The organism is Burkholderia sp. AU32262 (assembly GCF_020419985.1).
Taxonomy (GTDB): Bacteria; Pseudomonadota; Gammaproteobacteria; order Burkholderiales; family Burkholderiaceae; genus Burkholderia; species Burkholderia semiarida.
In genome coordinates this window covers 68188-78193 of the sequence record NZ_JAIZRS010000029.1, presented here as the reverse complement: position 1 = coordinate 78193, position 10006 = coordinate 68188, and the positions used below count along the sequence as shown (strand labels likewise).

Sequence of the window (10006 nt, the reverse complement as noted above, 5' to 3'; positions counted from 1 at the left end):
GCGAATCGATCAATTCGTCTCCCACTACAACGAAAACTGCAAACCGTTCGTCTGGACCGCGTCAGCCGATTCCATCCTCGAAAAGCTGCATCGACTTTGCTCGCGAATCAGCGGAACAGGACACTAGCGCGACGCCACGGCCGTCGTCTGCTTCGATCGTTCGTCCTGCATCGGCTGCGACGCCTGCCACCAGTACTTGCCCGCGCGCTGCTGCGGGTCGCGGATCGCGAGATACGTCGTACTCCAGAGTTGCGCCGCGTTGGCTTCGGTCGCATCGGCGCTGCGCGTGCCGAATGCGTCGGTCTGGTACTTGCCGTTCACGTAGGACCACGTCCACATTTCCGACGTGCGCATGTCGCGTCCGTTCGAGATCACCTGCCAGATCGTCTGCCGCGCCTGCGCGAGCAGCGTGCGTGTCGTGGCCGACAGGTCCTGGCGCGCCAGTTGGCGATCGAGCCCGGCCACCCACATCGCCTGCTGCCACGACCAGACCACCGTGCCGTGATACGCGGAGCTCGTGAACTTCGGCCACAGCGACGGGCTCGCATACGCGGGGTTCGCGATCAGCATCCCGGCGTCGGTCACGAGCCCGGTCGGGAACGGCCGCGTGACGTCGCCGACGATCCGCTGGAGCTGATCGTCCGGCGGCGTGCCGAACAGCAGCGCGAAGCCGCCGTCCGAATGCATCACCGGAATCGGGTTGCCCTGCTGGTCGAGCGACAGCGCGTAGAAGGCCAGCGGTGCGTTGGGCGCGGCGCTGGCCGGCACGCCGGCGGATGGCGCATAGGCCGACACGTCGGTGGCCGCCTGCGCGGCCGGCACGCTGACCTGGAACAGCGGCGGCGCTTGCGTTTCCCACGTGGCCGCTTCGTTCGCCGTGTTGGCGAGCGTCGCGCGTTGCTGCGCATCGAGATACGGATCGAGCAGGCCGCGGGCGAGGAACGCGTTCGCTGCGCGCAGCGCGGCCGGCACGAGCACCGCGTTCACGTCGTACGGGTAGACGCCGCCGCCGAGGCCGTCGGTGCTGTCGCGCCAGTTGCCGACGATTTCGCCGGGCCGCAGGTGGATCAGGTTTGCCACCGACGGTTGCTGTGCGAACGGCTGCGCGGTCGTCGCGACGTGCAGCAGGTTGACGACGAGGCGGCTGCCGTTGGTCTGCCCGTCGCTGCCGCGCTGCGCCAGGTACGCGGCCGCGCGGGCCTGGCCGCGCGTATCGTCGATCAGCCACGCGGCGGCGATCGGTGCGAGCAGGTAGTCGCTGTCGATCATCTTGTAGTCGTAGGTCGGTGTCGCATCGTTCGGCCGCCCGTTCTTCTGGTTGTCGACCAGCGCGAATTCGCCGATGCCTTCCTCGTGCGCGACCTTGCCGTCGGGCGACAGGTGGCTCAGCACCGACGACAGCCCGGCCTCGATCGCCGCCGGTTCGAGCACGGGCATCAGCATGCGGACCGAGATCAGCGTGTCGCGGCCGAAGTACGTGTCGTATTGCCACGAACCGGCCAGCAGCTTGTCGTTGAAGCTCAGGAATTCGAGCACGTTCTGGCTGACCGGGTCGGGGTTCACGGACGGCGCGAACAGGTCCGCGTGCGTGATCGGCGACAGCGGCGTCTCGCCCGACAGCGCATCGATGTGCAGCTTCAGCGTGTGCGAGCCCGCCGGTGCGTTGAGCACGAGCTTGCCGCCCGCTGCCGGCGCGATGCTGCCGCCGTCGCGCAGCGTGATGCGCAGCGCATAGCCGGGCGCGCCGTCGAGCCGGTCGCGTTGCCATTGCGCGGTGTTGCCCTGGACCGTCGGCGCGGTGAGGATCTGCGGCGGAATCGTCGCGCCGCCGTTGAAGTCGCGCAGGAAGCGCACGTTGCTGAGCACGCCCTGGCGGATCGTCAGCGTAGCGGTATCGACCGACACGTCGGCACCGATGCCGTACAGCGGACGGCCGTGCGCGTCCGGGGCCGACAGTGCGGCCGGCGGCGTGTCGAGGCTCCAGTTCACCGGCTGCGCGGTGTCGTCGAACCACAGCCCGGTGCCGCTGTTGCCGGCGGGGAAGACCACGAGCAGACGCGGCTTCGTGGACGAGCGCGCCAGCAGATGCGCGGCGACCTTGTCCTGCCGGTAGAACGCGTTGATCTGGCCGCCGGTGTCCATGCGGAACGACAACGCGGCGGTGTTCGACGGCGGGCTGTTCGATTTGACGTCGTCGTCGTTGCAGGCCGACAGCAGGCCGGCGCAGACGAGCCCGAGACACAGCGACTTCGCAAGGCGATGCATGTTGATGTCCCTCCTGATGACTCGCGATTTTTTATCTGGATGTTCCAATCGACGGATCTTGGGTCCGTCTGATCCTGTTTTGCATTCACTCCGGCGAATGGCGGGAATTAATCGGGGTGTTGCGCTTCTTCTAAAGGGAAACAGGTTGGCAAATAACCGGTTGGCCGATAAATGCCGAAAGCCGAAAACGGCAGAGGTGTGCGTCGATGCCCCGCTGGAAAGGCGATGAGACCAGCCTTCGCGCGGGTGAGCGGCGAATCCGGGGCGGCGCGGAAAATGATGCGTAAGCCGTCGTAGGCGATTCTAAATTTGCGGGAAAGTCGAAGTCAATAATGTTTTTGTTTTCGAATGTTGAATTGAAAAATGGGATGAAATTATTGCCAGTCGCTTCGGTAAAATGTGCGATTCAATGGATTCGAATTAACGTACTCCGGATATCCGGTGACAAAACGACCGGAAATACGATGCCGGGCCGGGCATTGATGCCCAACAGGAAATGAATCGCCGCGTTGTGTCGGGCAGTGTCGTGACAGGCCGACATGCAAATCGCGGCACGCGCGAAGCCGAGCAAACCGTGTTCCTGCGCCTGTGCCGCACGGCGAGGGATCGTCGATTGATCGCTAGACAGTCCAAGGTTCACAAGCGTCATGTTTCAACGTTCTTGATAGTCATCCGGCAATGATCAATCGCTTTTTTCAACCGTTAGCGGAGCCCGTGATGCCTGCAAACAATCTCAAAGTTCGTCCTTTGGTCGGCGGGATCAAAATTGTGACCCCCAGCAAGATCGGCACTTTAGGTCTGGTCGTGGAATATGACGGCGGTACGTGCTTTGCGACGGCGGGCCATGTGTTCGGAAAGAAGGATGTGAAGGTGGGTCAGCCCGATGACGCAAACCACGTGGGCGATCTGCTCATCAACTTCCTCGAGGAAAATCAGGATATCGCCCTCGTGACGGTGTTGTCGGGAGTCAAGGCAACGGCCAATGAGATATGGACGGACAGTGGTAAAAAACCGGTGGAGTTCGGCTCAAACGTTCGTCCCGTAAAGGGCCACCGTTTGTGGTTGCAAGGTGCGCTCTCCGGTCTCGTGAATTGCTCGGTTGCCGAGGCGGATGCGGATATCACGGTGCCTGGCACCAACGATAAGGTCAAGAACGTCGTCCTGCTCAACCTGGACGGCGACGCGCAGACCCAACCGGGTGACAGTGGCGCGCCCGTGGTGGGAAACGTGGATAGCAAGGACGTTTGCTACGGCGTGTACGGCGGGAAAGTCGTGGTCAGCTCAAGAACGTATGGATGGTTCACGCCGTTCGAGAACCTGGTTTGGGATTAGTTCGGCGTGGTCGAATGTGACGCTGTCAAAGCCCTGGGTGCAAGCGCGCTCGGGGCTTTTGCATTGGGGCGCCGGAACGCGAACCGAGTCGACAGGCGCCGGAGCGAGGTAGCGGACGGGCCCGCCCCAAGATACCGTCCATTGCCATCGGCAAGTTTGGTAGGCTTGTCGCCTGCGCGAGCTTGTCGGATCCTGATGCCGGGCAGGAGGGTGACCGTGAGCGAACGCCGGAAGGGTGTAAAGTGCCCGGCTGCCAAGGACGACAGGCCAATCGCCGAACCAACACGAACTGGAGCGAACGAAGTGATCAGACATATCGTCATGTGGAAGTTGAAGGAATCGGCCGAAGGCGCGACGCGCGCACAGAACGCGCTGAAGCTGAAGGAAAAGCTCGAAGGCTGCCGCGACCTCGTGCCGGGCACCCTGCAGATCGACGTTGGCGTGGCGACGCCGGGCCTCGATGCGACCGCCGACGTCGTGCTCGTCTCCGATTTTGCCGACAAGGCCGCGCTCGACGCATACCAGGTGCATCCGGTTCACCAGGAAGTGAAGAAATTCGTCGTCGCGGTGGCCGAATCGCGCGAGTGCGTCGACTACATCGTCGACAACGCGTGATGAGCGACGCGGCAACTCCGACGGAAGGCCCGTCGATCGAAAGCCCGTTCGTCGATCTGCTCGGCGTGCAACTCGTGTCCGCGAAGGATGGCGCGAGCGAGATCGTGCTGCCGCTCGAGGAGCGGCACATGAACACGTGGAGCATCGCGCACGGCGGCGTGACGATGACGCTCGCCGATATCGCGCTCGCGATGGCGGCGCGCAGCCTGACCGACGACGGCGTCGGCGTCGTCACGGTCGAGATGAAGGTGAACTTCATGCAGCCGGGCCGCGGCGAGCTGTGCGCTTACGGGCGCGTGATGCACCGCTCGACGACGATGGCCTACTGCGAAGGCGAAGTGCGCGACAGCGACGGCAATTTCGTCGCGAAGGCGCTCGGCACGTTCAAGTACATGCGACGGCTCGCGGTCGGCCGGGACATCAAGCGGCAACGCTCGCGCACCGCGCCGGATGCGCAGCCCGGCCCGAGCGACGCGTAAGCATCCGCCACGCACGGCCCTGTCTCTTCGATGCGGCAGGGCCGTTTCGTTTTGGAGCACGGGATAACGGTACATGGCACGGCGCGCCTGCCCGGCGCGCGCGTGGCATCATGTGACGCTTGTCCGTTCACGACGCCGCACCGGCGCCGTCCACACCGATGCCGCTGAATCCGAAGATCGCCCAGGTGCTCGACATGATCGAGCGCGCGAAACGCCCGTCGTATCACCATCAGACGCCGCAGCAGGCGCGCGCCGCGTACGAGAAGAGCGCGCCGATCCTCGACGTCGCGCCGGCGCCGATGCATGCGGTGGAGGAATGCGTCGTGCCGACGCGCGACAGCCGCACGATCGGCGCGCGGCTGTATCTGCCGGTCGCGCCGAGCCTCGCGGAGCCGCTGCCCGCGCTCGTGTACTACCACGGCGGCGGCTTCACGGTCGGCAGCGTCGACACGCACGATGCGCTGTGCCGGATGTTCGCGCACGACGCGCACTGCGCGGTGCTGTCGGTCGGCTACCGGCTCGCGCCCGAACACAAGTTTCCGACCGCGGTGAACGACGCGGACGACGCATTGCAGTGGCTGCATCGCGAGGCCGCCACGTTCGGCATCGACGCCGCGCGGCTGGCGGTCGGCGGCGACAGCGCGGGCGGCACGCTCGCGACGGTCTGCGCGGTGCTCGCGCGCGACGCGGGCATTCGTCTTGCGCTGCAGCTGCTGATCTACCCGGGCGTGACGGGCCACCAGGACACCGAATCGCACGCGCGGCTCGCGAGCGGCTACCTGCTGACGCAGGACACGATCCAGTGGTTCTTCACGCAATACGTGCGCGATCGGGCCGATCGCGACGACTGGCGTTTCGCGCCGCTCGACGGTACGCGCGGCGCGCCGTCGTTCGCGGGTGTCGCGCCGGCGTGGATCGCGACGGCCGAGTACGATCCGCTGAGCGACGAGGGCGCCGCGTACGCGGACAAGTTGCGCGCGGCCGGCAACGCGGTCACGCTGGTCTGCTATCCGGGGATGATCCACGAATTCTTCAAGATGGGCGGCTACGTGCCCGAGGTGCGGGCCGCGCATGCCGATGCGGTCGCGGCGCTGAAGGCCGCATTCGACGAGGTTTGACGGCGAGCGCCTGACGGTGCGCACGCTGCGGGAGGATGGCGATGACGAACGGCGTAGGCAGCGTGGAAACGGGCGACTGGACGGTACTGGGCGGCGACGCTGCGCGGATCCGCGACGCGGTGTTCGTGCGCGAGCAGCAGATTCCGCCGGAATGGGAACTCGACGACGACGATCCGCTGTCGCTGCATGCGGTCGCGTACCGGACCGACGCGGCGACCGGGCTGCGCCGCGCGGTCGCGACGGGGCGGCTGCTGCCGTCCGGCACGATCGGCCGCGTCGCGGTGCTGGCCGACGTGCGCGGGCAGGGCGTCGGGTCGGCCGTGCTGAATGCGCTGCTGGACGCCGCGCGGCGCCGCGGCGAAGCCGTCGTGCGGCTGTACGCGCAGGATTCGGCGGTGTCGTTCTATCTGCGGCACGGCTTCGCGGCGGTGGGCGAACCGTTCGTCGAAGCCGGCGTGCCGCACGTCGAGATGGCGCGCGCGCCGTAGCACGCCACGCGTGCGTTCAGCGCGGGCGCGCCGCGTCGATATCGAACGTGAACGCGCGCTCGAACGCGCCCGGGCGCACGGTGCGGTGCGAGCCGTCGTCGTCGCTGCGCTCCTTGACCTCGACCGTCAGCCGCACGCCTTCCTTCATCGTGACGCGCAGCGCGGTCGTGCCTCGCGTGCCGTATTCGGGCGTCTCGATGAACGCGGCCGACAGCGCGCGCTCGCGCTCGATCGGAATGCCCGTGTGCGGCAGTGCGTCGTCGTCCGCGACGTGCGGGTCGCGCATCAGCGCGATCAGTTCGTCGAGCGACGGGGTCGGATTGTCGGTGAGCAGCGTGCCGAGCTCCGCGCGCTTGCGCACCACTTTGGGCCAGGGCGTATCGAGCCGTGCATTCGACAGCGCATGCACGCCCGGCTCGATCGCGACGGGCGCGGCGACCCGGCTTTCACCCTCGGGCGCGCGGTTGCAGAACCATGCGAGTTCGCGCCGGCGCCAGTCGCCGACGAGCAGGTTGAAGCCGTTGTAGACGGCCGCATGCTCGGCAAGCTGCGCGAGATAGTCGAGCGGCGCGACCGGCGTGCCGCCGAGAAAATCGGATACCAGCTTGCCGCGGGTCGGCGCGCCCGCGCGGATGTCGAACGGCGCGCGGTAGTTGGTCAGCGCCGCGAAGCGGCCGTCGCGCGAGACGCCGAGCCACGTGCCGCCGGCCTCGAGGTCGCGGCCGGCCAATACGCCCGGCACGTCTTCCCACCACGAGAGCGGCGCGCTGGTCCGGCGAAAGAACTCGTCGCGATTGGCCACGAGGGTAAAGACGGGACCGGCGGCGGCATCGGGCTGCCAGTCGAAGGCAATCAGACACATCGGGCGAATCTCTCGCAGGAAACGTCGCGCGCCGGCTGCGACTCGCGAGCCGGCGCGCGAACGGGTTGTCGGTGCATCAGGCTTCGGTCGGCCACGCGTACGGCAGCGCGTCGAACGCGAGCGCCGGGCCGTCGGCCGAACCGAGGTGCACCGAGCCGCTGTCGAGCGCGGCGAGCTTGATCTCGACGAGCGCGTCGACGCCGCCCGCCGGCGCGGCCGCCGCGTTGACGATCATCCCGCACGGCTGGCCCGGGTCGTCGCTGTGGAACAGCTCGACGCCGGCATGCACGGTATCGGTCTCGCCGGCGACGTGCGCGAGCGCGGTGCGGCGCTTGATCGTGCCGCGGTACTGGCTGCGCGCCACCCCTTCCTGGCCCGGGTAGCACCCTTTCCTGAAGTTAACGGCACCGATCACGTCGAAGTTGACCATCTGCGGCACGAACTGTTCGACGGCCGGCTGCGTGATGCGCGGCTCGCCCGCGCGAACGTCGAGCCAGTCCCACACGGCGGGCGACACGACGGGCAGCGTGCCGGCGAGCGCGGCGACGCGCGCGTCGACTTCGGCGCGCGGGCCGATCCACAGATAGCGCTTGCGGCCGGCCGCATCGGGTACGCGGATCAGCGCGCCGGCCGGGCCGTCGACCTTCACGTGCACGCCGTCGGGCAGCGCATCGAAGATGCCCGACAGCGCGTCGCGCACGTCGCCCGCGAAGCCGGCCACCGCGAGCGTGTCGCTCGCGTCCGTCAGCTTCGCCTTCGCGCGCAGCACGAACATCGACAGCCGCTTCTGCACGGCCTGCTGCACGTCCTTCGACACGAGCAGGCGCACGTCGTGGCCGGCGCGCCACGCGAGGAACGACGCGAGCAGCCGGCCCTTCGGCGAGCAGTACCCGGACAGCCGCGCGCTGCCGGCATCGAGATGCTCGACGTCGTTGGTGAGCTGGCTGTGCAGGAACGTCGCGGCGTCGTCGCCGGCCACGTCGATCACGCCGAACTGCGGCAGCGGCATGCAGGCGGCCGGCGCATCGAAATCGGCGGCCGACGGGCGGGGGAAAACGGGGAGCGAGGCGGATGCGGCCTGGGCAGCCGGTGAAGCGAACGGTGTGCTCATGGAATGAGGGAACAGTCAACCCTGACTTTGACGGAGGCGAGCAAGTATTATATGGGTCTTACCTGAGTCACGTTTCCATGTCCCTACTGAAGAAATGCGCCGCGACGATCGTGGCGCTGGCCGTCGTTGTGGCCGCTGCCGGCGCGGGCGGCGGGTATTACTGGGCGACCCGGCCGCTGTTGCTGGGCTCGGCGTCGCTCGACGTCACGATCAAACCGCGCAGCAGCGTGAAGAGCGTCGCGCTGCAGCTCGAGCGCGGCGGCGTGCCGGTCGAGCCGTTCGCGTTCGTCGCGATGACGCGCTTGCTCGGGCTGTCGAGCCGGCTCAAATCGGGCAACTACGAATTCAAGACCGGCATCACGCCGTACGACGTGCTGCAGAAGATCGCGCGCGGCGACGTGAACGAGTACGTCGCGACCGTCATCGAAGGCTGGACCTTCAAGCGGATGCGCGCGGAGCTCGACGCGAACCCCGATCTCACGCACGCGACGGCCGGCATGAGCGACGCCGAGCTGCTGCGCGCGATCGGCGCGCCGGAGAGCGCGGTGCAGCGCGGCAGCGGCGAGGGGCTGTTCTTCCCCGACACCTACCTGTTCGACAAGGGCACGAGCGACCTGAACATCTACCGGCGCGCCTACCGCCTGATGCAGGCGCGCGTCGACGAGGCCTGGGCTGCGCGCACGCCGGGGCTGCCGTACAAGTCGCCTTACGAAATGCTGACGATCGCGTCGATCGTCGAGAAGGAAACCGGCCATGCGGCCGATCGCGCGTTCGTCGCGGCCGTGTTCGCGAACCGGCTGCGCATCGGCATGCCGCTGCAGACCGATCCGTCGGTGATCTACGGGCTCGGCGACGCGTACGACGGCCGTCTGCGCAAGCGCGACCTGCAGGCCGACACTCCCTACAATACCTACACCCGACGCGGGCTGCCGCCCACGCCGATCGCGTTGCCGGGTGTCGCCGCGCTGCAGGCGGCGATCAATCCGGCCCCGACGAGCGCGCTCTATTTCGTCGCGAAGGGCGACGGCACGAGCGTGTTCTCGGACACGCTCGGCGACCACAACAAGGCCGTGGACAAGTACATACGAGGTCAATAATGGCGAGCGGTAAATTCATCACGTTCGAAGGCATCGACGGGGCGGGGAAGACCACCCACCTGCAATGGTTCTGCGAACGCCTCCAGGGCCGGCTGGCCGCGGCCGGCCGGCAGGTCGTCGTCACCCGCGAGCCGGGCGGCACGCAGCTCGGCGAGAAACTGCGCGAGATCCTGCTGAACCAGCCGATGGATCTCGAGACGGAAGCGCTGCTGATGTTTGCCGCGCGTCGCGAGCACCTCGCGCTCGTGATCGAGCCGGCGCTCGCGCGCGGCGACTGGGTCGTGTCCGATCGCTTCACCGACGCGACGTTCGCGTACCAGGGCGGCGGGCGCGGGTTGCCGCGCGACAAGCTCGAGACGCTCGAGCGCTGGGTGCAGGGCGGTTTCCAGCCCGATCTCACGGTGCTGTTCGACGTTGCGCCGCAGGTGGCGAGCGAGCGTCGCGGCGCCGCGCGCATGCCCGACAAGTTCGAAAGCGAATCCGATGCGTTCTTCTCGCGTACGCGCGCCGAATACCTGCGGCGAGCGGAGGAGGCGCCGCACCGCTTCGCGATCGTCGACGCGACGCGATCGATTCCCGAGATCCGCCAGCAGCTCGAACGCGTGCTCGCCGCGCTGTAACCCGCAAGGAACGCACCCC

The 10006-nt window shown here is 67.3% G+C and carries 11 protein-coding genes and 1 pseudogene; 8 read left to right on the top strand and 4 right to left on the bottom strand.

Annotated elements, in window-relative coordinates:
- Positions 1-127, top strand: a pseudogene (locus LGN10_RS27920) (IS630 family transposase); the annotation flags it as partial.
- Here LGN10_RS27920 and LGN10_RS27915 read toward each other — a convergent pair.
- Positions 124-2265 (bottom strand): hypothetical protein, encoded by a 2142-nt coding sequence (locus LGN10_RS27915; protein WP_226225714.1) that lies wholly within the window; start codon positions 2263-2265, stop codon positions 124-126. The pseudogene LGN10_RS27920 and the gene LGN10_RS27915 overlap by 4 nt on opposite strands.
- A gap of 406 nt (positions 2266-2671) precedes the next feature.
- On the bottom strand, positions 2672-2914 hold the full coding sequence (locus LGN10_RS27910) for a hypothetical protein (protein ID WP_226225713.1): 243 nt from the start codon (positions 2912-2914) through the stop codon (positions 2672-2674).
- A 68-nt stretch (positions 2915-2982) separates the two neighbouring features.
- On the opposite strand from LGN10_RS27910, the gene LGN10_RS27905 reads away from it, so the two are divergent.
- From LGN10_RS27905 to LGN10_RS27885, 5 genes are all read left to right on the top strand, one after another.
- Complete coding sequence (locus tag LGN10_RS27905; RefSeq protein ID WP_226225712.1) at positions 2983-3597, top strand: hypothetical protein; 615 nt, start codon at positions 2983-2985, stop codon at positions 3595-3597.
- A gap of 303 nt (positions 3598-3900) precedes the next feature.
- Positions 3901-4212: a Dabb family protein gene (locus LGN10_RS27900; RefSeq protein WP_124861800.1), complete on the top strand. Its 312-nt coding sequence runs from the start codon at positions 3901-3903 to the stop codon at positions 4210-4212.
- The gene (locus LGN10_RS27895) at positions 4212-4691 is read left to right on the top strand and encodes a PaaI family thioesterase (protein WP_226225711.1); all 480 of its coding nucleotides are present in this window, start codon (positions 4212-4214) and stop codon (positions 4689-4691) included. Before LGN10_RS27900 ends, LGN10_RS27895 begins: the two co-directional genes overlap by 1 nt.
- Positions 4692-4849: 158 nt before the next feature.
- Positions 4850-5809: an alpha/beta hydrolase gene (locus tag LGN10_RS27890; RefSeq protein ID WP_226225716.1), complete on the top strand. Its 960-nt coding sequence runs from the start codon at positions 4850-4852 to the stop codon at positions 5807-5809.
- Positions 5810-5850: 41 nt separating this feature from the next.
- Positions 5851-6297, top strand: a complete 447-nt coding sequence (locus LGN10_RS27885) for a GNAT family N-acetyltransferase (protein ID WP_059585329.1) — start codon at positions 5851-5853, stop codon at positions 6295-6297.
- A gap of 16 nt (positions 6298-6313) precedes the next feature.
- On the opposite strand, the gene LGN10_RS27880 is transcribed toward LGN10_RS27885, so the two are convergent.
- Positions 6314-7159: an NRDE family protein gene (locus tag LGN10_RS27880; RefSeq protein WP_059585242.1), complete on the bottom strand. Its 846-nt coding sequence runs from the start codon at positions 7157-7159 to the stop codon at positions 6314-6316.
- Between the two features lie 76 nt (positions 7160-7235).
- Positions 7236-8270: a YgfZ/GcvT domain-containing protein gene (locus LGN10_RS27875; RefSeq protein WP_226225710.1), complete on the bottom strand. Its 1035-nt coding sequence runs from the start codon at positions 8268-8270 to the stop codon at positions 7236-7238.
- A 77-nt stretch (positions 8271-8347) separates the two neighbouring features.
- On the opposite strand from LGN10_RS27875, the gene mltG reads away from it, so the two are divergent.
- Together mltG and tmk are read left to right on the top strand one after the other, a co-directional pair.
- A complete protein-coding gene (mltG, locus tag LGN10_RS27870; RefSeq protein WP_226225709.1) occupies positions 8348-9367 on the top strand; it encodes an endolytic transglycosylase MltG in 1020 nt (339 codons plus the stop codon).
- Positions 9367-9987, top strand: coding sequence for a dTMP kinase (gene tmk, locus LGN10_RS27865; protein WP_006478605.1), 621 nt, complete (start codon positions 9367-9369; stop codon positions 9985-9987). Before mltG ends, tmk begins: the two co-directional genes overlap by 1 nt.
- Positions 9988-10006 lie beyond the last annotated feature (19 nt).

Excerpts from the sequence above, each read along its gene's own strand:
- LGN10_RS27915 (WP_226225714.1), bottom strand. The coding sequence starts at position 2,265 with ATGCATCGCCTTGCGAAGTCGCTGTGTCTCGGGCTCGTCTGCGCCGGC.
- LGN10_RS27910 (WP_226225713.1), bottom strand. The coding sequence starts at position 2,914 with ATGACGCTTGTGAACCTTGGACTGTCTAGCGATCAATCGACGATCCCT.
- LGN10_RS27905 (WP_226225712.1), top strand. The coding sequence starts at position 2,983 with ATGCCTGCAAACAATCTCAAAGTTCGTCCTTTGGTCGGCGGGATCAAA.
- LGN10_RS27895 (WP_226225711.1), top strand. The coding sequence starts at position 4,212 with ATGAGCGACGCGGCAACTCCGACGGAAGGCCCGTCGATCGAAAGCCCG.
- LGN10_RS27890 (WP_226225716.1), top strand. The coding sequence starts at position 4,850 with ATGCCGCTGAATCCGAAGATCGCCCAGGTGCTCGACATGATCGAGCGC.
- LGN10_RS27885 (WP_059585329.1), top strand. The coding sequence starts at position 5,851 with ATGACGAACGGCGTAGGCAGCGTGGAAACGGGCGACTGGACGGTACTG.
- LGN10_RS27880 (WP_059585242.1), bottom strand. The coding sequence starts at position 7,159 with ATGTGTCTGATTGCCTTCGACTGGCAGCCCGATGCCGCCGCCGGTCCC.
- LGN10_RS27875 (WP_226225710.1), bottom strand. The coding sequence starts at position 8,270 with ATGAGCACACCGTTCGCTTCACCGGCTGCCCAGGCCGCATCCGCCTCG.
- mltG (WP_226225709.1), top strand. The coding sequence starts at position 8,348 with ATGTCCCTACTGAAGAAATGCGCCGCGACGATCGTGGCGCTGGCCGTC.
- tmk (WP_006478605.1), top strand. The coding sequence starts at position 9,367 with ATGGCGAGCGGTAAATTCATCACGTTCGAAGGCATCGACGGGGCGGGG.